This is a genomic window from Rhodococcus sp. BP-160, assembly GCF_019836205.1.
Taxonomy (GTDB): Bacteria; Actinomycetota; Actinomycetes; order Mycobacteriales; family Mycobacteriaceae; genus Rhodococcoides.
In genome coordinates, this window is the sequence record NZ_JABUEK010000002.1 from 83,759 (window position 1) to 103,670 (window position 19,912).

Annotated in this window: 22 protein-coding genes and 1 pseudogene; 8 read left to right on the forward strand and 15 right to left on the reverse strand. The window is 66.2% G+C overall.

Annotation, left to right across the window (positions count from 1 at the left end):
• Positions 1-50 precede the first annotated feature (50 nt).
• The 3 genes and pseudogenes from HQ306_RS06760 to HQ306_RS06770 form a co-directional block, all read right to left on the reverse strand.
• Positions 51-1,709: a hypothetical protein gene (locus HQ306_RS06760; RefSeq protein WP_222629741.1), complete on the reverse strand. Its 1,659-nt coding sequence runs from the start codon at positions 1,707-1,709 to the stop codon at positions 51-53.
• Positions 1,706-2,632: pseudogene (locus HQ306_RS06765) on the reverse strand (ATP-binding cassette domain-containing protein). The gene HQ306_RS06760 and the pseudogene HQ306_RS06765 overlap by 4 nt, the downstream one beginning before the upstream one ends.
• The gene (locus tag HQ306_RS06770; RefSeq protein WP_222629744.1) at positions 2,629-3,327 is read right to left on the reverse strand and encodes a TetR/AcrR family transcriptional regulator; all 699 of its coding nucleotides are present in this window, start codon (positions 3,325-3,327) and stop codon (positions 2,629-2,631) included. Before HQ306_RS06770 ends, HQ306_RS06765 begins: the two are co-directional and overlap by 4 nt.
• Positions 3,328-3,563: 236 nt before the next feature.
• Between HQ306_RS06770 and HQ306_RS06775 the strand changes: the two genes are divergently transcribed.
• Positions 3,564-4,970, forward strand: a complete 1,407-nt coding sequence (locus HQ306_RS06775; protein WP_222629747.1) for a cytochrome P450 — start codon at positions 3,564-3,566, stop codon at positions 4,968-4,970.
• 79 nt (positions 4,971-5,049) lie between these two features.
• Here the strand turns inward: HQ306_RS06775 and HQ306_RS06780 are convergent, their stop codons facing one another.
• Both HQ306_RS06780 and HQ306_RS06785 read right to left on the reverse strand, forming a co-directional pair.
• Positions 5,050-5,745 (reverse strand): SMI1/KNR4 family protein, encoded by a 696-nt coding sequence (locus HQ306_RS06780; protein ID WP_222629750.1) that lies wholly within the window; start codon positions 5,743-5,745, stop codon positions 5,050-5,052.
• Positions 5,746-6,040: 295 nt separating this feature from the next.
• Positions 6,041-6,247: a hypothetical protein gene (locus HQ306_RS06785; protein WP_222629752.1), complete on the reverse strand. Its 207-nt coding sequence runs from the start codon at positions 6,245-6,247 to the stop codon at positions 6,041-6,043.
• Positions 6,248-6,788: 541 nt separating this feature from the next.
• On the opposite strand from HQ306_RS06785, the gene HQ306_RS06790 reads away from it, so the two are divergent.
• Positions 6,789-7,280, forward strand: coding sequence for a hypothetical protein (locus tag HQ306_RS06790; protein ID WP_222629788.1), 492 nt, complete (start codon positions 6,789-6,791; stop codon positions 7,278-7,280).
• 373 nt (positions 7,281-7,653) lie between these two features.
• A complete protein-coding gene (locus HQ306_RS06795) occupies positions 7,654-7,929 on the forward strand; it encodes a hypothetical protein (RefSeq protein WP_222629790.1) in 276 nt (91 codons plus the stop codon).
• On the opposite strand, the gene HQ306_RS06800 is transcribed toward HQ306_RS06795, so the two are convergent.
• Positions 7,907-8,263: a hypothetical protein gene (locus tag HQ306_RS06800; protein ID WP_222629792.1), complete on the reverse strand. Its 357-nt coding sequence runs from the start codon at positions 8,261-8,263 to the stop codon at positions 7,907-7,909. The genes HQ306_RS06795 and HQ306_RS06800 overlap by 23 nt on opposite strands.
• A gap of 201 nt (positions 8,264-8,464) precedes the next feature.
• Complete coding sequence (locus HQ306_RS06805) at positions 8,465-9,130, reverse strand: MerR family transcriptional regulator (protein ID WP_222629803.1); 666 nt, start codon at positions 9,128-9,130, stop codon at positions 8,465-8,467.
• A gap of 249 nt (positions 9,131-9,379) precedes the next feature.
• On the opposite strand from HQ306_RS06805, the gene HQ306_RS06810 reads away from it, so the two are divergent.
• Both HQ306_RS06810 and HQ306_RS06815 read left to right on the forward strand, forming a co-directional pair.
• Positions 9,380-9,715: an antibiotic biosynthesis monooxygenase gene (locus tag HQ306_RS06810; protein ID WP_222629806.1), complete on the forward strand. Its 336-nt coding sequence runs from the start codon at positions 9,380-9,382 to the stop codon at positions 9,713-9,715.
• Between the two features lie 115 nt (positions 9,716-9,830).
• A complete protein-coding gene (locus HQ306_RS06815; RefSeq protein ID WP_261769317.1) occupies positions 9,831-10,469 on the forward strand; it encodes an HAD family phosphatase in 639 nt (212 codons plus the stop codon).
• Positions 10,470-10,619: 150 nt separating this feature from the next.
• Here HQ306_RS06815 and HQ306_RS22755 read toward each other — a convergent pair whose 3' ends face one another.
• From HQ306_RS22755 to HQ306_RS06830, 3 genes are all read right to left on the reverse strand, one after another.
• The gene (locus HQ306_RS22755; protein WP_374197742.1) at positions 10,620-11,036 is read right to left on the reverse strand and encodes a helix-turn-helix domain-containing protein; all 417 of its coding nucleotides are present in this window, start codon (positions 11,034-11,036) and stop codon (positions 10,620-10,622) included.
• On the reverse strand, positions 10,978-11,409 hold the full coding sequence (locus HQ306_RS06825; protein WP_027505539.1) for a hypothetical protein: 432 nt from the start codon (positions 11,407-11,409) through the stop codon (positions 10,978-10,980). Before HQ306_RS06825 ends, HQ306_RS22755 begins: the two co-directional genes overlap by 59 nt.
• Positions 11,410-11,470: 61 nt before the next feature.
• Positions 11,471-11,647 carry a hypothetical protein gene (locus tag HQ306_RS06830; RefSeq protein ID WP_155957009.1) on the reverse strand — a complete coding sequence of 59 codons (177 nt, stop codon included), beginning with the start codon at positions 11,645-11,647 and terminating at the stop codon, positions 11,471-11,473.
• A gap of 555 nt (positions 11,648-12,202) precedes the next feature.
• Here HQ306_RS06830 and HQ306_RS06835 point away from each other — a divergent pair.
• Together HQ306_RS06835 and HQ306_RS06840 are read left to right on the forward strand one after the other, a co-directional pair.
• Positions 12,203-13,087 carry a DUF6745 domain-containing protein gene (locus HQ306_RS06835; RefSeq protein WP_261772338.1) on the forward strand — a complete coding sequence of 295 codons (885 nt, stop codon included), beginning with the start codon at positions 12,203-12,205 and terminating at the stop codon, positions 13,085-13,087.
• Positions 13,088-13,116: 29 nt separating this feature from the next.
• The gene (locus tag HQ306_RS06840) at positions 13,117-13,569 is read left to right on the forward strand and encodes a hypothetical protein (protein ID WP_222629816.1); all 453 of its coding nucleotides are present in this window, start codon (positions 13,117-13,119) and stop codon (positions 13,567-13,569) included.
• Between the two features lie 54 nt (positions 13,570-13,623).
• Here HQ306_RS06840 and aztD read toward each other — a convergent pair whose 3' ends face one another.
• Genes aztD through aztB form a run of 4 tightly spaced genes read right to left on the reverse strand, consistent with a single transcriptional unit; the run spans position 13,624 to position 17,896 of the window.
• Positions 13,624-14,832, reverse strand: coding sequence for a zinc metallochaperone AztD (aztD, locus tag HQ306_RS06845; RefSeq protein ID WP_222629819.1), 1,209 nt, complete (start codon positions 14,830-14,832; stop codon positions 13,624-13,626).
• 32 nt (positions 14,833-14,864) lie between these two features.
• Complete coding sequence (gene aztC, locus HQ306_RS06850; RefSeq protein WP_261769321.1) at positions 14,865-15,788, reverse strand: zinc ABC transporter substrate-binding protein AztC; 924 nt, start codon at positions 15,786-15,788, stop codon at positions 14,865-14,867.
• Positions 15,788-17,005: an ABC transporter gene (locus tag HQ306_RS06855; protein WP_222629822.1), complete on the reverse strand. Its 1,218-nt coding sequence runs from the start codon at positions 17,003-17,005 to the stop codon at positions 15,788-15,790. Before HQ306_RS06855 ends, aztC begins: the two co-directional genes overlap by 1 nt.
• 33 nt (positions 17,006-17,038) lie before the next feature.
• Positions 17,039-17,896: a zinc ABC transporter permease AztB gene (gene aztB, locus HQ306_RS06860; protein WP_308115412.1), complete on the reverse strand. Its 858-nt coding sequence runs from the start codon at positions 17,894-17,896 to the stop codon at positions 17,039-17,041.
• 54 nt (positions 17,897-17,950) lie between these two features.
• Between aztB and aztA the strand changes: the two genes are divergently transcribed.
• Positions 17,951-18,595 carry a zinc ABC transporter ATP-binding protein AztA gene (gene aztA, locus HQ306_RS06865; RefSeq protein ID WP_222629825.1) on the forward strand — a complete coding sequence of 215 codons (645 nt, stop codon included), beginning with the start codon at positions 17,951-17,953 and terminating at the stop codon, positions 18,593-18,595.
• A 31-nt stretch (positions 18,596-18,626) separates the two neighbouring features.
• Here the strand turns inward: aztA and HQ306_RS06870 are convergent, their stop codons facing one another.
• Positions 18,627-19,886, reverse strand: coding sequence for a hypothetical protein (locus HQ306_RS06870; protein ID WP_222629828.1), 1,260 nt, complete (start codon positions 19,884-19,886; stop codon positions 18,627-18,629).
• Between the last annotated feature and the right edge of the window lie 26 nt (positions 19,887-19,912).

Sequence of the window (19,912 nt, forward strand, 5' to 3'; positions counted from 1 at the left end):
AGGCATCGGGAGTGTCGCTGGTGTGCACTCGCCGACGCCCTGTCCGGCGTTCACACGAGGTCGCGGCGGCGCAGAGCCCACGATGCGGTGGCCAGAAGTGCTGTGGCCACGATGACGAGGATGAACGCGGCGGTGAGTGGAACCGGCGCGCCGACGTCGGCGGGAAGATGCGTGTGCGGTGCTGTGTCGCGCAACCACTGGGGAGCGCCGATGAGGGTACCGAGCGGCCCCAGCAGCAGGTCGAGGACGACTGCCGCCCACCCGACCGCGATCCACCGGCTTCCGAATCCGTATGCGGCGTAGGCGATCGCGGCGACGGCAAGGGTTGCCGGCAGCTGCGACACCGCTCCGACGAGCACGTCGACGACACCGGGGCCGTCTCCGCCGACGGCAGCAGCCCCGGTGACGAGCCCGACACCTGCCAGAAGCAACACGAGGGTTGCCGTGACTGTCGCCGTGGCGGCAGCGGCGAGCAGACGAGACACAGGGGAGACGGCGGTAGCGAGGAGTATTTCCGCGCGACCCGTCCGGTCGTCCTCGCGCAGGTGCCCGACCACGGACACCGCGGCAGCCGACGCGGCGATCGCCACGATGCCGAGGACGGTGTCGATCAACGCGCCGACGAGGTCCGATGACGCGGCCGCGGAACCGCCTCCGATGTCTCGGAGTACGTCACCTGTCGCCCCGGACGCACCCACGAGATCGTCGGTGGAGTCGGTGAGCAGCCCGACGAGGAGACAGTAGGCGAAGGCACCGGACGTCCACGGCACCAGCGAGGTTCCCATGGTCCGGACGGTGACTCCGAGAATCGAGATCGGCCACCGTGCGACCGGCGGGCCCGGTCGTGGCTGCACCAGGCCTGCACCCAGATCACGCCTGCGCACGACCGCTGCCGCAACTCCGAGGCCGACCGCACACAGGGCCACGCACGCGAGGAACGGCGATACGGCGCGGTCGCCGAGTGGGTCCACGCGTTCGGCCCACCCCAGAGGTGACAGCCACGTCATCCAGGCGAATCCGCCCACGGCGTCACCGATCCCTCGGACGAGGTACGCGGTGAGAAGCACGACCGCCGACGTGGCGATGGCCGTTCGCGACGTCGTCACGACCTGGTCGACGACCGCGGCGACACCTGTCGCGGCGAGTCCGGCGCCGACGAACTGGAGAGCGAGAAAAATCGCGGCCGGCGCGGGCACTCCGGCCAGTGCGGCCGCCGCACCGGTCGACACGCCGGTCGCGACCGCAGCCCCCATGGCGGTGATCGCCGCAGCCGCCAGAGGTGCCGCTGCGCCGATGGCGCCCGCCCGCACGAGCTCCATCCGCCCCGTGGCCTCCGGGCCGCGAGGGTGTCGCGTCACCGTTGCGGCGACGATGATCGCGACGACGAGAAGCGCGAAGGCGCCCACCCGCCAGACGGCGATCTGGGCGGTGCCCGAGGTGTCGCGAAGCGGGCCGAGAAGGATCCGGAAGACCGGGTTCGCTGCCGAGCCGTCGGCCAGTGCGGCGCGCGACGTCGCATCCGGGTACAGAGGCGCGAGCGACGCCGCGGTCAGCAGGTACAGGACCGGCACCACCAGGACGCCGACCGGGGTCGTGAATCGTTCGGTGCGCAGGGCGAGACGAAGCAGGTACGTGGTTCCGGTGAGCCGGCCCGGTGGGCGGTCGCCGGGGCGATCAGCAGTGTCGCGCCGGTCGGAGAGCGTGGTCATGAACGATCACCGTCGGAGTCGTAGTACCGCAGGAACAAGTCCTCCAGAGACGGTGGCGCCACCGTCAGATCCACGACGCCGAGAGCGCCGAGAGCGGCGACCGCAATGGGCATGTCCGCACGGGTCACGGAGAAGGTGACGCGCCGTCGACCGGTCTCGGCGGACCCGACGACGTCGAGGTCGCTCACGCCGGGGGTTCTCGCCAACGACCCCGGGTCTCCCGTCACCTCCGCTGTCACGTGCACGGTGGTGACATGGCGGAGGTCGGCCAGCGTGCCGCTCTCCACCGTCCGCCCGGCGCGGATGATCGTGACTGTGTCGCAGAGTTTCTCGACCTCGGACAGGATGTGGCTGGACAACAGCACCGATGTTCCCTGGTCGGCGATCTCCCGAACGCACTCGGCGAACACGTTCTCCATGACGGGATCCAGGCCGGACGTGGGTTCGTCGAGGACGACCAGGTCGGCGTGCCCCGCGAACGCAGCGATCAACACGATTTTCTGACGGTTCCCCTTCGAGTAGGTCGAGACACGTCTGGTGGGGTCGAGGTCGAAGCGCTCGATCAGGGACTCGCGTGCCTGGGCGTCCACGCGAGCGCCGCGCATTCCGAGCAGCAGGTCGATCGTCTCTCCTCCGGTCAGGCGTGGTCACAACGCGACGTCGCCGGGTACGTAGGCCAGACGCCGATGGACACTCACGGCATCACGCACCGGGTCTGCGCCGAGCAGTCGGACAGTGCCGGCGTCGCGGTGCACCAATCCGAGAAGAATGCGGATCGTCGTGGACTTGCCCGCGCCGTTCGGGCCGAGGAACCCCGCGATCGAACCTTCGGACACCGTCAAGTCCAGCCCGTCGAGCGCCCGGTGTCGGCCGAATCGTTTGACCAGTCCGGCTATCTCGATCGCATTGCCGGCATCGTTCATGATCGGCTGTCTCCTGTTCCGTCGAGCGGAGAACCCGCGGCGTGGGCAGCGAGGACGGCGTCGAGGGCCGAATTGTCGGTGAGTAGTCCGTGGGTGGCGTACTCGGCGGCGGGCACCATCGTGCGGTCGCTGTAGGCGCGGAGGATGGCGGCACCGTCGCTCGGGTCTGGTGGAGGATTCATCGCCATGTCGATCGTCAGCGTCCCCAGCGCCATCGTGACGAGATAACGGGCGCGCGCTGCCTCGTCGACAGAGGCGCGGACGGTTCCGGCCGCCACCGCAGCCCGCATCGAACTTTCCACGTCATCCACCAGTCGATCGACGAACGTCCGGGCAGAATCCCCACCTTCGGCCATCAGACGAGTGACGTACACCAGTAGCGGTCCGTGTTCGGCCATGGACTGCAGCGTCTCGTTCACCGCATCCCCCACTGCGCCACCGGACGAGTCGCTCCCATCTGCTCCCAGGATTCGGCCGGTGCGATTCCGGGTCGAGTCGAGCACGTGCGCGTCGCACTCGGCACGCAATCCCGCCTTGTTCGTGAAGTGGTGGATGACCAGCCCCGGACTCACTCCCGCTCGGACCGCAATCGTGCGAATGGGTGCACCGAAGCCGTCGCTCACGAACACGTCGATCGCGGCGTCGCGGATACGTGCTCGTGCTGTGAGATCGCGATCGGTGGCGGTTGAACGCATGTTCAGGATGCTAAACGTATGTTCAGGCCGCGTCAAGGGCTCTGTTCCGCCCGATCCCGCCCACGCCACCGCGCCCGAAGTCGTCTCGATTCGGAGCCAACGGCATTCGGTCCGCCGATGTTTCCCGCGCGACGATCGACGTAGCCTTCTGCGGAGCACTCGAGCACGGCGGCCCCATTCGTCCGATGAGGGCCGGCTGCCGGACTCGTCGATTCATCCACGGCTGGGGGGCCTGCATGACCACGTTCGAGACGACGCGTGCGATACGAGCGAGCGACCGAAGGTTGCCGCATCCGCCGAGGCGCCTGCGTGTGCTGGGAGACGTACTCGATCTTCACGTGACGGAGTCCAGCCAGTGGGGCATGCGCGACGCGCAGAAATACGGCTCGATCTTCGAACGCAACGTCGTCGGCACTCGGGTCACCTACGTGTCCGGGCCCACGGAGGTGGCTGCGGTCAACGACGAGAAGACGTGGGCCAAGTTCCTCGGTGTGCCGCTGCGGAACCTGCGTTCCGTCGCGGGGGACGGTCTGTTCACCGCCCACAACTCGGAGCCGTCGTGGGCTGCGGCGCACGCCATCCTGGCGCCGGCGTTCACGCAGTCGTCGATGCGCGGCTACCACGATGCGATGGTCGCGAAGACCACTCGGCTACTAGCGTATTGGGACGGACTCGGTGCTGACGCCTGGGTCGATGTTCCCGCGGACACCAACAAACTTGCTCTCGAGATCATCGGTGACGTCGCCTTCGGGCACGACTTCGCGTCGTTCGACACCTCCGAGCCCCACGAGCTGATTGCGCGCACCTCGCGCGCGCTGCGTTACATCAACCGCGCGGCCTACTCGCATCCGTTGGTGGAGGCCATCGTGTTCCGCCGTCAGCGCGACCAGCACGAGGCCGACGTGGTGGCTGTTCGCCGGATCGTCGACGACATCGTCGCAGCACGGCGCGGCAGTCGAGACGGTGGGAGCGACCTGCTCGGTCTCATGCTCGACACGGTCGATCCTGCGACAGGACAGGGACTCTCGGACGAGAACATTCGCAACCAGATCCTGACGTTCCTCGTGGCGGGGCAGGAGACGTCGGCCGGTGTGATGGCCTTCGCGCTCCACTTCCTGTCGTTGCATCCTCAGGTCGCGGAACGAGTGCGGGCGGAGGTGGAGCTGATTCGACCCGAGGGCGAGCTTCGTTTCGAGGACGTGGGCAAGCTGCGGTATCTGCGCCGCGTCGTCGACGAGACTCTGCGGTTGTGGCCAGTGGCGCCCGGCTACTTCCGCAAGGCGCGGCAGGACACGCGGGTGGGACAGCATCCATTCGAGAAGGGGGAGTGGGTCTTCGTCGTCCTGCTGCAACTTCATCGTGACGCCGGGTGGGGTAACGATCCCGAGGCGTTCGACCCCGACCGGTTCGAACGGTCGCGGGTGCCGGCGAATCTTGCCGACCTGTACAAGCCGTTCGGCACCGGAATGCGGGCGTGCATCGGTCGTCAGTTCGCGTATCACGAAATAGTGGTCGCTCTGGCGATGATTGTTCAGCAGCGGACCCTGGTTCCTGAGCCCGGCTACGTTCTGCGGGTGGAGGAGACCATCACGCTGAAACCGCGGGACTTACGCCTGCAGGTCGGCCGTCACGCACCATTCTGACGATCTCTGCTGGATTGAGGAGGACGCTGTGTAGGGCAGCTGACGGGTTGGCGTCGTGTTCCGCGCGGGGAGCCAACCGTCAACGGTATTCCCAGACCAGGCGAGCGCCCTCGATGAAGGGTTGGTACTTCGACCACAGTGTGACGCGCATGTCGAAGGTGGTGTTGCGTTCGAGGGAGAACGCCAGTTGCTCGAGCATGGCGCTGAGTGATCTCCACAGCGGAGGCTTCCAGGGTGCGTCCGCGTCGGGGTGGATGTTGACGCACCCGTGCAGGGGGCCTGTCCGAGTGTCGACGAACAGCGTGTCGGCGTTCGACTTGGCGAAAGCCACGAACCCGGGCAGCATCATCGGCGCTGGTGATCCCGCCGGCTTTGCCGTCTCTTCGTCCATGTCGATGGGCTCCCCGAATGCCGGGTTGGCGTTGAAGTCGATCCACAGTCGATGATCGTTCAGTAACCTGTTCAGGCTCAGGAGCTCGAAGCCGGGTGGCATCAGAGCGATACCGCGTTGCTCTGGAGTCGGCTCGGCGTGGTGGTAGAGATTCCGCACCTCGTCGGTCCACGGGCACGTCGCCTTCTCTGCCGCCGCGATGTCCGCGTCTGTCGCGCCGCGAAAACTGACGCCGATATTCGCTTCGAGAATGGCCGACACCCGGGCCCACTGTCTGTCGACTGAGCTCGGAGCGGGCGTTGTCAGCAATCTGGCGATATCGCTGGCATCGGCAGAGGTCAGAATGGTGGCAATCTCTGCGGCGTCGAGGTCCTCGTGGGCCATCGCCCAAGTCTCCCACGACCTGATTCTTCATCGCCGGATCGTGGCGAAGGCCGCTGGTTGGCGCACAGTGTCGGTCGGCGCTTGTCGCACGTGTCGAGTGCCTGGATCTGTAGGGGTTTGTACGCTGTCGCTCGCGGTGAGTCCGTGCAAGCGTGGAACAGATGCAGACCATCACGCACCGCAGCCCGGCCCACGGCAGGCGTACCGCATCAGTGCATCCAGCTGTCTTGCCGCGACGAGACCGCCGGTGATGGGCGCGCTGCGTACCCGCCGCGACCCGGTTGCGGAACTGGTCTTACTCGCGATCGGTGCGGCGCTGTTCGCGGTGGCCCGCGTGCTCGATCTGGACGGCCTGTTCATCGGGTCGATCTTCCTGTGCGCCTTCGCTGGACTGGCTGCGTTGTTCTCCAGCAGGTTGGCCCAGCAGAGCTTGGGGACGAAGATTGCCGCGACCGTCAATCGGGCTCGCAGTGACTGCGTTCGGCGCCGTGTGGATGATCACGCACGCTTCCTCGACCGAAATCTTCTCGCCCGCAATGCTTCTGTACCCCGGTGGTGGTCTGGCACTGTCGGGGCTCGTCAATTGCGTTACTCATCGCGCAGCGACGCGCAGATGATGCGAGAGGCAGGTCCCCAGTTCGGCTGCGCCGGTAGGAGACCCTGCGCGTCACCCGGGCGGTCACGTCACCGGAGTGTCTCTGCGGAGAGGTGAAGGTGTCGTGCATCGGGGACGTCAGGTCGGACGCGAGGGCGTCGGCCATCGCCACCACTACCGGAGCGGCCAGACATGAGAGCCAGGGTACGGCGGAACCGCCTCTCGTTTGTGCAAGAGCAGCGGGAGCGGTACTGAACGACCTACGCTTGCATATGTGGCACGTAACAGGGGAGTTTTCGATCCCGCGGACCCCGGGCCTGTCGACGAACAGCGGCAGCGGTTCGACTGGGCCATGCTGCAGAACGGCTGCGGCTAGGTGTGGAGCGGTGAGCCGAGTGCCTGTGCCCGTTGCGCGCCTGGCATCGACCGGTGACGCGGGTGTCCGGCCATGACGACCGTCTTCATGCTCGACGACGAGGAATGGTGGCCGGACGACCCGACACCTGGCGCGCTGCGTTCGCCCACGACCTATTGGGCGAGTGCATCGGAGATCGGACTACCGCGGGAAGTGGTGTCCGAGGTCGCCGCCTCCATTGTCACCGTTCGAGTCGAGAGGGGTGTAGAGCGTGTCGCGCACCTCGGAGACGGATTCACGACGATCCTGGGCGCCGGACACGCACCAGGCGGTGAGGCGGTTCTGACGGGTGCTCTCGTGTGGGATCGATACTTGTGGACGGACTTTCGAACACCGACGACCGGACGTGTCCGTGTCCTGAACTTCGTGGGATACGTGGTGCAGCAGGTGACACGGCATCCGACTGTGCACGCTGGATGGAGTGTTCCCGAGCTGTACGGGCCGCTCGAGTACCGCCCTGCGGGAAGCATCGAGAGCGGCGTTTCAGTCAAGTGGAGAGTCTGGCAGGTCGAGGTGACGCCGTGAGGAATTTGGCCGTCGTGTCTCGTGACGACGGCGCACGTGCAGACTCCTACATCGGCTCGTGACCACATGCTGATCGATGGCACTTTCGAGTACTGAGAGGACCGATGTGGGAACGTACCGTGTCGAAACTTACCTTTACGGCGATATCGAGGTGACGAGGTCCGACGATGAGACCATCGCCGTGTACACGGACGAGCCGCAGACCACCGCGTCGATTCGACGCACAGGCGAGAGAACGCGCGACACACCTATCGGAACGCGGAGCGAATCGGCCCTGGAAGCATTCGTCGACGGCCGCGAAGTCGTGATGATCCCCGGGTCCGGGCGACTCCTGAAGAAGTCCTACCGTGTCCGGATCGAGTTCGATCGACGAGTGCTCACCCTCGCTGCCACGACCGTGAACGACAGCAGGTTTCTCGACGGCTCCACGGACACTGGTCGAAACGCGTTCGGCGACCTGACACTGGCGCACGACAGTATCGAGATTGCCTGGGCAGTCCCGTTCCAATTCATGAGCCAGACCATCGAACCGCCTGTCCCGTCGCGCGAGGACGTGCTGGTGGCAGTCTGCGCCGCGGCAGCGTTCGGCACCGGCGGGCTGTCCCTCAGTACGATTGCGATGGGCTTCATCGAAGCTGTGCTCCCGTGACGTCCCGAGGAAAGGGTCCCGCCGCGATCAGGCTGATCGCGATCCCGCTGAGAATCAGTACGCCGAAGTTGTCGATCGGGATCACCGGGTCACTCGATGTGTACTGGGCGCGTTCGTAGAAATAGCTCTGACCGAACTGGTACACCGACAACACCGCCAGGACAACCGCGGCCCGCCTGTTGCGCCACCTCGACGCGAAGAGCACCGCCGCGACAACAGCTTCGCACGCAGCCATGACGGCCAACGCTGTCCACAACGACGTCTCGAAGATTCCCAGCCCCGTCCACGTCAGAACGGTGGCGACGACAAGCCCTGCAATCAGGTACATCTTCATTGTTGTCCTCCAATTTCTTCCCCCGGCGTAGTCGCCTCGCGTCACCCGAGAAAGGTGTGTGCTGCCGGCGTAACGCTCGCAGGTGATCGCAGCCGAGGACAGAGTAGGAACCCCCATCCCTGCGCACAGATCTGGTGAGTCACCTGCCTCATGGAGGGGCTGGCAGCACAGCACTCTCACCACGCTTCGGTCGAGAGGCGGTCAGTCGGTCGGGTGTGCGGTAGGCGGCGGCATGGCGTCAGCATTCTCGAGGTCGAAACTGGCGGATTCGAGGCTCAGCCGGCGAATCTCGAGTAGCACTCGCTCGATGACGACGGTACCCACGATCATGGTTTCGACAGCGGACGCACGGTCTTCCTTCGCTCTGGCGTAGGCCACTTCGCCTCTGGCTGCGGCCTCGGCATGGTCAGCCGCAGCGTCGAAATCGGTCAGCGACACCGGGAACCCGAAGCGGCGCATCGTGGTGATCAGTTCTGCCAGTCGGTGATGCGCAGGCGCAACTGGATCGAAATGCCAGTGTCGCTCGGTCAACCATGCCGTGACCTCGTCGTGCGCGGCAGTCAGGTCAGGGTCTGCGCCGTGTGGGTCAAGACCGTCGTCCAGGCCGTGCATCACGGCACCGAAGGTGTCGTGCAGTGTCACCGTGTCGTCGTCGACGGCGGCCAAGGTGGCGCGGACGCGTGCGAGGGGGAGTTCGCCGATCTCGGTCATCGAGCGGATGAGTCTGAGCCGGCGCACGTGTGGCTCTCCGTAGTCCGCCTGATTGGTCGCCGTTCTGACGCCGCTCTGGAGAAGCCCTTCGCGTAGGTAGTACTTGATCGACGAGATGGGCACGCCTGAACGCGTACTGAGCTCGGAAACCTTCATGATGGGAGCCTTGACATCACGATCAGAGACTAGCACTATCCATTATAGATACTGAAGGTGTCCATAATGATCGAGTCGCGATGCTCACCTGGCGCCGGTTCTCGGTGGGGCGCCCCATCTGAGCACCCGACCATCGAGTTCGCGGTTCGCATGCGCGGCGACTCGCTACCGCCCTTGGAGGATTGCATGGTTGCACTGCCCTGGCTCGCAGGCCCACAGGACAGGAACGAACTCGACGACTCTGTCGTCATGGCGTCGAGATTCGAACTCGCGTCCCCTCGCCATGTTCCGCAATTCCTGGTCGCATCGCTGCGCATACATAGTCAGGTGCGCCGATCGGACGGGGCGATCGGTGTCGCCCTGATCGCACGGCCACTACGCCGAGAGTTCTACACGCTGAGCGCCTGGCGCGACCGCGACGCGATCGATGCGATGGTGTCCACCGAACCGCACCGCTCGATGATGAAGGCTTTCCGGAAACACACTGCGGATGCGGAGTTCACGTTCGGGACAACCTCGTCCTCGATTCGTCCGAGCTGGACGGACGCTCACAGCAGGCTCGGCAGAAGACGTGGTCGTCGGTGACAGGCGGTCCGTCGCACGGTCGTGTCCCACCCAGTCGAGGGTTCGTTCGGACGATCTCGTGTACGTCGCCATCCTGCATCGAACTGGGTATCTTGCGGGGGTGACGGTGCGGGGCATGGTGTTCTTCGATATCGACGGCACGTTGGTCCCTTCGAAGTCGAGTGGCAGTTTCCTGGCAGCGCGACTGGGACACCAGAAGGTGCTCGACAACGCCGAGCTGCGCTATGCCGCCGGCGAATTGACGAATGAACAGGTCAGTGTCATCGATGCCGAGGGCTGGCGCGGCATCGATGCCGACACTGTGGACCGCTGGCTCGAGGAGTTGCCGCTGATCAGTGGAATCGACGAGGTGACGGCGTGGTGCCGCAGTCGTCTGATAGAGCCGGTTCTCGCGTCGCTGGCGTGGCAGCCGGTCAGTGACTCGATCGCGACACGTTTCGGCTTCACGCCCAACGGTGGTCCTCGCGTGGGGATGTCGGGATCGACGTTCGACGGCACTGTGGCCGAGCACTTCGACGAGTACGACAAGCGGGACCGAGCGGTTGCCCTCGCGGCAGAACAGGGCGTGCCGCTGCGTCACTGTTGTGCCATCGGCGACAGCAGATCAGACATCCCGCTGTTCGAGGTGCTCCCGACATCACTTGCGCTCAATGCCGGTGTCGCCGCCAGGCAGGCCGCGACCTTCTCGATCGTCACCGAGGATCTGACGGACGTGCTGCCCTGGCTGGAGGAGTGGGAATGCGGGTTCGACTGACTCTGCGCCGTCCCGCATCTCACCGTGGGAACCCGTTCGGCTCACCGGGCGACAGGCGTACTCGAGGGTGGTCCGAGTTCTCGCCGTGCGGGTGCGATCGCTGAAATCGAGATCTCTCGGGTGGTCGTGGACGACTACCCGTCGGGTCGACTACGAGCGGACCTCGTTCCTCGCCCGGGCATACCGCGACGGTGTCACGCCGAACTCGTGGGCGAAGGCAGCGATGAACCCGCTGCTGGTGCTGTAACCCGGCTGCTGCCGTGTCGGCGAGGTGTGTCCCCGCTCGAGAAGGTCGGCCGCAACGATCATTCGAGCGCGTGTCCGCCAGCATCCGTAGGTCAGTCCCGTATCGGCGGCGAATGCTCGCAGGATCGTTTTCTTTCTGACTACGGCACCAACAGGAGCTTTCAGCGCTACACGAAAACGATCAACGCTTTCGCCGCGGCCCTGGACAATGCCACCGTGTCGGAAGGACAGTAGAGCCGGAGTGCCCGGACGCACCGATGCGTCACGTACGGCGTTCGCTCTGTCCGAACACACGTCGACGAACGACGGCGCCGGCGACACTACACACCGCAGCGCAGACAAGGCCGCTCGCGACGGCGACGCCCGGTGCGAGGGAGGTCAATCCCGCAACGAGTGACACCCATGCGAGGACCACTGCGCCGGTCTCCAGGCGCGCCGCCAGGACTGGCCCTGTTCTCCGTCTGTGCGCCGACACCGCCTTCAGGTACAACCCGTAGGCGGCATAGACCGTGGTGTACGCACCGATGCAGAACGCGAACACACCCATCGCGAACCACCCGGGGACAACGTCGTAGGGAGCGTCGCCGAGGGCGGACATTGCGGCGACCGAGATGGGCACCACCAATGCCGTTCCGATGTACAGGAGGACGGCGAGGCCCAGCACCGAATCCTTGGGCGACGACGTCCACGACATCGCACCACTGTAACCAACTGATCGGTCTAGATCGTGCTCGCCGCTGCCGCGCACGGGCGGGTCACGGCGTGTCCGTGCGAGACCTGACCGAGAGAATCGCTGCGACCAGGGCTCCGACCAGCAGGAGGAGCACCACGTCGTCGCTGCGATCGGCCGCCGACGTGCCTCCCCACGTCGCCACGCGCACGATCACCGCGAGCAGGTAGAGGCCGATCGCGGCGGTGCGTGGATTTCCCATGACGGCACCGTATGCCTGTATCGACGCCGCATCAACGCCGAAGGCGAATGAGTGGCAGCGCACGAATGGTCTATCGCTCGACAATGACAGGTCCGGTGCGCTGCCCCTCTGGAGAACTTTCGGCCGAATGTGCCGATCCTGCTGCGGGTATCGGCACCGACTCTTGCGCTGCGTCGCGGGACGTGTCATTCTCGGACGCATGACAACCGGAAAGGCGGACACCGCCACCCTCGCGTGAGCGCCGCAGCAACACCCTTCGCGGTCAGGGCAAGAACCGCATCGTCATCGATTCATCAGATGGCATCCGTACCCACGTTGCGGGACACGTGGCTCGCGCTGGGTGTGTCCACTCTGCCGTCCGACAGGCCGACCGCCGAGGCCGCCGTAGCGGATCTGTACAGGCATGCAGGGTTCCGTTGTCCCGAGTTCGTGTGGGTACCGTCCCCACCGGCTGGCGCCGAACTGATTGTCTCCGAACAGTTGTCGGGTACGAACTCCCTGACGTCCGGTGCTGCCGCTCGAATCGCGTCGACCGTCTCACGGTCACGCGAACGCATGGACAACCGCACGGGCGGGGTGTCGCGACGATGGCCTTCCGACAGTCGCTCCCTCTGGGCTGCACGCACGCAGCCACTGGCGGAGTCCGCGCGGCAGGGGATCGCGCCCGACGAGTTGCTGCGAATCGCGGTGTGGGATTCGTTGCGCACGAGCTTGTTCGATGGAGTGGCGGCCGCTGTGCGGTCACTCGTTCAGCGACCGACGGGAAGCGTGGCGTGGTACGGGCAGCAGGAAGCGCACCGGCTCGCGTACTACGACATCCATCGCACACTGGGCATCTCTGCCTTCCGCGGTACGGATCACGCCATCCTCGATACTCAGACAGCCCTCGCGGGGGCGACCGGCTGGTGGTGGGCATTCGACAGTGTCTGCGTCATGTCCGAGCGACCTGGAATTCTTCAGACCGAACCTCTTCCGGGAGCGGTGCACAACGAACGGCGACTGCACGGACAGAACGAGCCCGCAGTCCAGTTCGCCGACGGACGATCCGTTCATGTCGATCACGGGACCATCGTTCCCGAGTGGGTGATCACCGAACCCACCGTCGAGCGCATCGCACGCGAACGGAACATCGAGGTACGACGGTGCGCCATAGAGCGCATCGGGTGGGACGTCTACATCGACGAGGCCGGACTCGAACTCGTCGACCGGACGGACGATCCGGGAAATGCCGGCGCCCAGCTGTCGCTCTACGCCACGCCGACCAGCTGGGTGGACGACGGCCGAATTCTGCTCGTGGTCAACGGTTCTGTCGAGCGGGACGGTCGGCGGCGACGCTACGGGTTGCCGGTTCCGAACGGTATGACGGCCGCACTCGACGCCGCCGGATGGACCTACGGCATCACCGGCGACGACTACTCCCGTCTCGTGCGCCGCACGTGACCACATCCCGCCGACCCGAGGTGACTTCGATGACCACGACCATGACTCTGTCCACACTCACGGCCCTGACCGGCCTCGACGTCTTCGACTATCTCGATCGAGACGTGTCGATACCCGTCGTCGACGGGCTTCAAGCTCAGGGCGACCTGATCGTCGTGCCGCGTCCGATGATCCTCCACGTACAGGCATTTCGGGGCACGCGGTCCGACGACGTGCCCCTCACCGGCGTCGAACTGCTTCGCAGCGCTGCCGGCGGCAACCCTCACAGTCTCGTCTGCGAGAAAGGCCACTGCATGTGGTCCACTCCGGTGTTCGATCCGAACGGCCTTGCGTTGGGCATCCTCGACACCGAGGTCACGGCGTACTTGATTCATCCCGAACACGGTGCGACAGGAATTGCGCCGGGCTCCTACGTCATCAGCAGGCAACGCGAGCGTGGAGTGGGTCGACACTTCCGATCAGCGCGGTTGGTCGCGGATTGACGCACGCGACCAGCCAGGGGCGCGGCTGACACCGCGCCCCTGGTGACGACAGGATCAGTCGGTGACGGCCACGAACTCGTTCGGAGTGACGTCGAGTTCGCTGCTGACGGTGACGTCACCGGTGGTCAGATCCACGGCGTGGATGCTGTCGGTGTCCGGTTCGGTGACGTAGGCGGTGTCGCCGGTGATGGAGATGCCGGGGTGTGCGTCCTGGTACTCGCTGGGGCCTTCCCACTCACCGATGACAGGGTAGGAAGCGGTGAACTCGCGCGTCTCGGGATCGAAGACGTGCAGGGCGCCGTCGGTTCCGATGATGTAGGCCTTGTCGTCGGGTCCACGGGAGACCCCGCGCCAGGTGTACTCGGCACCGTCGGGCATCTGGACGACGTCCAGCGTCTTCGCCACGGTGTCGATGACGGTGACCGCCTGCAGCAGTGAGCCTTCCGCGTCTGCGTCGTTCTTGTAGTCGCCGACGACCAAGGGGCTGGTCTCGCTGACGTACGCGTTGCCCGTACGCCCGTAGGGCTGGTCCGGAGCGTCGAGCTTGGTGATCTCGCCCTTGTCGTAGACCAGGACACCGTTCTCGCAGCCGAATACGACGATCTCGTTCTGTGCCGTTCCCTCGCCGTGGACGCCGGGGCACTGATCGTTGCGCGCGATGACCGCACCGGCGGCATCGCGCACCTCGATACCGGTGCGTCCGTTGGCATTACCGACGGTGGTGAGGAACGTGCCGTCCTCGAGAACGACCGAGACTCCGTGATGCGCCTCCACACCGGGAATGCTCTCCACCTCGGGGAGACCGTCGCTCGACTCCAGTGCTGCCGTGTCGAAGATCGTGGTGTCGCTGGTACCGTCGGCGTACAAGATTGTCTTGCCGCCGTGCCGGACGACATGGCCCGCCTTCTCCGCCTCGAAGACCGTGTCCGTGAGCTGTGGTGCGTCCGTGGTGCCCGCGGCGGTGTCGAGTACTTGGAAGCCCTTGCTCGTGGTCACCATGACGTTGCGCCCGTCGCCGGCGAGGTTGAGGCGTGTGTAGTCCTCGGAGTCGAAGTCCGCGACGGTCTCAAGGGTGGCGGCGTCCAGCACCTGTACGCCGCCGTCGTAGGAGACCGCGACACGAGGGCCGGCCTGCATCGCTGCGGTGGTGCTCGTGGTGGAGTCGGCGGCGGTCGTGGTTCCGGAGGAGCACGCCGCGAGAGTGACGACCGCGCCGAGCGCGAGCACAGTGGAGCCTGCCCGCCGGAAGTGATTAAGACGCATATGAATCCTTTTCTGTGTGGGAACGATACCGATCAGGGGGAGAGGCCGGCGGCGATGCGTTCGGTGTTGACGCGCATCATCGTCAGATAGTCGGGGGCGCCGCCGTCGGGACCGGTGAGCGACTCGGTGAACAACTGCACGACGTCCACGCTGATGTCGGCTTCACTGGCGAGTGCCTGAACGAGTCGGTCGGGCGAGGACGATTCTGCGAAGACGGTGCGGACACCGGTGGAGTCGACGGCATCGACGAGATCGGACAGGTCGGACGCCGACGGTGCGGCGAGGGTGGTGCCGCCGGGAATGACCGCCCCGACGACCTCGAAGTCGAAACGGTCAGCGAGGTAACCGAAGACATGGTGGTTGGTGACGAGCGCACGCCGTTCGTCGGGGATCGCGGCGAACGAGGCGGACATCTCCTCGTCGAGACTCTGCAGCTGTCCGCGGTACTCGGCCGCTCGTGTCGACATGGTGGCCGGATCCACTCCGTCGAGATCGCCGAGCACCGGTTCCAAGGCATCGACGACGGCGATCATGCGGGCAGGATCGGTCCAGAAGTGGGAGTCCGGGCTGCCCGCCGCGTCGCCCTCCCGGTAGTCGAGCACGTCGATGACGTCCCCGGCGACGAACGTCGGAACCTTCTCTGCGGCTGCGGCGTCGAGATGCTGCTGTAGTCCCTCCTCCAATCCCAGCCCGTTCGAGACGACGAGGTCCGCCGAGCGCAGACGCGCGCCCTCCTGCGCGGAGATCTCGAACGAGTGTGGGTCGGCGTTCGGCTTCATCAGCGTCACGACCTCTGCCTCGTCGCCGACGAGTTCCTCGACGACGTCGCCGAGGATGTTCGTGGAGACCATGACCACCGGACGGTCGTCGGCTGTCGCCGAACATCCAGCGAGAAGGGCCACCACAGCCACTGCCGCCGCGGCCAGGAGACTGCCCGTCGGGTGTCCTCGCATCATCAGCGTCCCGTCTCGGCCGTGAAGGCCGGTTCGGACGCGGTCTCGAACGTGCGGGAGACGCGGGCGTCGTCGGCGTAGTCGATCTCGTACAGCTTCCGTTCGGTGGGCGCGCTGAGGTAGGCGCGCTGCTGGTCGGCGATCAGAGTGGGTGTCTCACCGGCGGCCTGTGATGCGGCGACGAGCGCGCCCGTCTCGGCAACGACCGAACCGTCGGCTCCGTCCAGCACGAACACGCGGCCGTCGGCCGAGAGGCCGAGAAGATGGTCGTCGCTGTCGTCGACCGCCGACACATGCGTCAAGCGAGTGGGAGCGGGAAGGAGCGTCCACGATCTCTGGCGGGTGTCGAGTAACCAGATGCCCTGATCGCCGGCGAGGCCGGCGACGGTGGGGCGGCCCTCGCGATTGTCGAACGACGTTGCGGGAGGGGCGGACACGTCAGTCGGGTACGGGATCTTTTCCACTGTGAGTTCGTCTCCGGTGGCGGACGCGAGCAGCGCGCCGTCGGAGCAGCCGATCACGGTGCCGACACGCGTGGTGATGGTGCCGGCGGCGTCGGGGCACGACTCGACGAGACCGGTGCGCTTTCCGTCCGAGGTGTGTCCGACGACTGTCCGTGAGGGGCCGACCCCGTCGGTGACGAGGGCGAACAATCCGACGGGCACGACCATGCCGTCTCCCGGCGGGTTCTGCAGCCGGAACGACTCGGAGATCTCGCCCTTCGACAACGCCGCGGTGTCGAGCAGGACGGCGTCGCCGGAGTCGGGGAAGTAGAGCCCGGTTCCGCCCGAGGTGGATTGATTCGACGTGGCCACGGTCGCGTCGCCGGCGCCCTCGACGGTGCCGAGAAGCCGGGGTTCGGCGCGGTAGTAGTGGAAGTGGTCGACGTGGTCCCAGGTCCAGACGCCACTGTCCACGATCTCGATTCCCGCGTCCGTCCCGGCGAACAGGTAGCGTCCGTCGGTGCTCATCGCCTCGGGTGCACCGATGGTGCCGAGGTCGGACACCGATTCGTCCAGTAGGTCCAGGTGCGAGATCGAGCCGGTGGGATCGATGGTCGTGAGGCCGAGTCGTGGCTCGGCGAGTTCCGCGGCGTCGGCGATCGCTCCGTGGCCTTCGGCGGGTACCTCGTCGGCGGGGATCGTCGGAGCCTGCTCGGTGGAGCACGCGGTCAGGCCGACGACGAGGGCGAGAGCGGTGGTCGTGATGTGTTGTCGCACAGTGTCCTTTCGGGTGAATCGGGTCGGCCGGTGTCAGACGGAGAGCGCCGGCGCTGATGTCGTGCGTCCGATCGACGCGGTCGCCGCCCTTGCCGCCACCGACAGGCCCGACAGCGCGATCGCCGTCGCGGCGACCGTGGCGCCGGCCGCCGTGGCCGCGTGCCACGAGATGAGCAGACCGACGAACACCGACAGCACACCGATCGAGGCGGCCGCCACCATTCGAGTCGGTATCCGAGTGGTCCACTGCCCGGCGGCGACGGCAGGTGCGAGCAGGAGTCCGACGACCAGAAGCGAGCCGACAGCCTGGTAGGAGGCCACGACAGCAAGCGTCACCAGGGCGACCAGAGCAGCCTGTGCCGCGCGGGGAGCAAGGCCCAGTACCGACGCGATGCGGGGATCCAGCGCGAGCGCCACCAACGAGCGGTGGAAGCCCGCGGCCACCGTCATGCCGACCACCACAGCGACGGCCAGGAGTGCGATGTCCACGGACGTGATGGCCAGGATGTCTCCGAACAGGATGGACGTGGCATCGGTGGCGAAGCTTCCCGAATGGGAGATGATGATGACTCCCAGTGCCAGCATCGAGACGAACAGCATGCCGATGCTCGTGTCGTAGGAGAGGGATCCGCGACGCTGGAGCGCAGCGATGCCGAGGCTCATCACGACCGCGCTGAGCGCGCCGCCCACCAGCGCGGGCGCCCCCAGGACCGTCGCCAGGGCGACCCCGGGCAACATCCCGTGCGCGAGGGCTTCTCCCAGAAAAGCCATGCCGCGGATGACGACCCACGTACCGACGACCCCGCACAGCACCGCCACGAGTGCGCCCCCGACGAGGGCGCGTTGCACGAAGGCGAGCGAGAAGGGCTCGATGAGCGCCTGAAATGTCACGCTTGGGATCGTAACGATAGTGATAATGGTTTCCAAAATCGTTAAGGTGAGTCCATGAGCCAGATCGACACGACCCGACTCGCTGCTCGGCTGCGCAGTGCCCGCGTGGAGTTCGACGGACACGTGGCCATCGACGGGGTCGACCTCGATGTCGTCGCGAAAGAGGTGACGGCGATCGCAGGTCCGAACGGTGCCGGCAAATCCACACTGCTGGAGATGATCGCGGGAACGCGTGCGCTGACGTCCGGCACCCGAGTCGCGACGCGGGCACTAGGATTCGTTCCACAGCGCGCGGCGGTCCCGGACCGACTGCCGGTGACGGTGCGGGACGTCGCGACAGTCGGCGTTTGGGGCGGGACGCGGGCGTGGCGCCGTCTCGATGCCGAGTCTCGCCGTGTCGTCGACGACGCGCTCGATCGCCTCGGTATCAGCGAGCTCGCAGACATGCCCTTCTCCGCGTTGTCAGGCGGTCAGAGACAGCGGGCGTTGCTCGCGCAGGGCCTCGCGCGTCGCGCTGATCTTCTGCTTCTCGACGAACCCACGACGGGTCTGGACGCGACGAGCGGGGATCGCATTCGGGACGTCATGAGGGCTGAAGCCCGGCGCGGCGTGGCAGTCGCCTGCGTGTCTCACGATCCGCTCGTGATCGACATGGCCGATCGGGTCGTGAAGCTCGAGGCGGGGCGGGTGGTCCGCTGATGGGCGTTCGAGTGTCACCGATCGCTACGACTCAGGAGGGGCTCTGCTGCTTGTGGTTCCGACGGTCGACACGTGCTGCAACCCCCGCTGCGACGACGGCCGCGCACATCGCCACCACGACCGCGAGTACCGAGCGGGAACCCACGGTCCCGGGGTCGAGAACGAGAATCCGGTCGGCACTACCCGTCCATCCGAACTCGTACGGACGGTCCGGAGGAGCGGACAGTGTGACGACGGCGAGCATGGTCGGGATCAGCAGGCCCACGGAAGTGATCGTCGGATCGGACGGTCGGGACGACAGTAGCGAATAGACGATGGCAGCAGGCAGGACCACGGCATACCCGACGGTGGACACGGGGCCGTACGGGAACAGAGCCGACGCGCAGACGAGCGCGAGGATGCAGCAGCCCACCGGAGTGGAGGGTGCCCACCGCGCTGCGAGGGCGCCGACGGTGAAGCCGGCGATCGCGAGGAGAACGAGCCACCACGCGTTCCACACCATTCCTCCGACGAAGGTGCAGGCCACGGCAAGCCCTGCGCACAAGAATGCACCGCTGTCCGCGGAACCGATGGCTGCCCCGACGATCACGACGACCGTCGCTGCCGCGGCCACTGTCCACTGACCGACGGACGCACTGTAGTCACCGAGGAGCGCGTACACGACCCACAGCAGACCGACCGCAGCGGCCATGCGCCAGTGCACAGTTCGGGGACCACGGGTCACGACGTGCGGCATCGAGATCGTGCTCGCGAGTAGCACTGCGGTCACCACGAGCACCGGGATCGGCACGACCGGCTCGGGGAAGAATGCGTCGCCCGGCAGACTCACCGACCATCGGAAGTGGTCCGGATACTGCTGCGCAACGAGTGGGGAGAAGCGGTAGGCCGATGCGGCTCCGAGAGCCAGAGCGACGAATGCGGTGCGACTGGTGTGGGCCAGTGTCACCGCCGTGACGAGGATCAGTCCGGATCCGACACCGGCCACAGTCACGGACCACGCCGTGGAGATGTCGACCACCGCCGGCGTTGCCAGGACGGCGGTTCCCGCCGCGCCGACACCGGTGATCAAGCCCCGCCGCGAGTGAGTGAACGCCACACGGACAGCCGTCAGTACCACCACGACTGCGACGACGCCGGCCCATGCGGGAGTGAGGAACACGGAGCTGACAGGAGAATCGCGCTCTGCCGACATCAGATCGGTGGGCGGGGTGGACATCACCGCGAGACACGCTGTGAAGGCGCCCGTTCCGGCGGCGGCGCTCGCCCGAGGGTCGTATTGTCGCCACTGCACGGCGACCAAACTACCGCGGTGACACA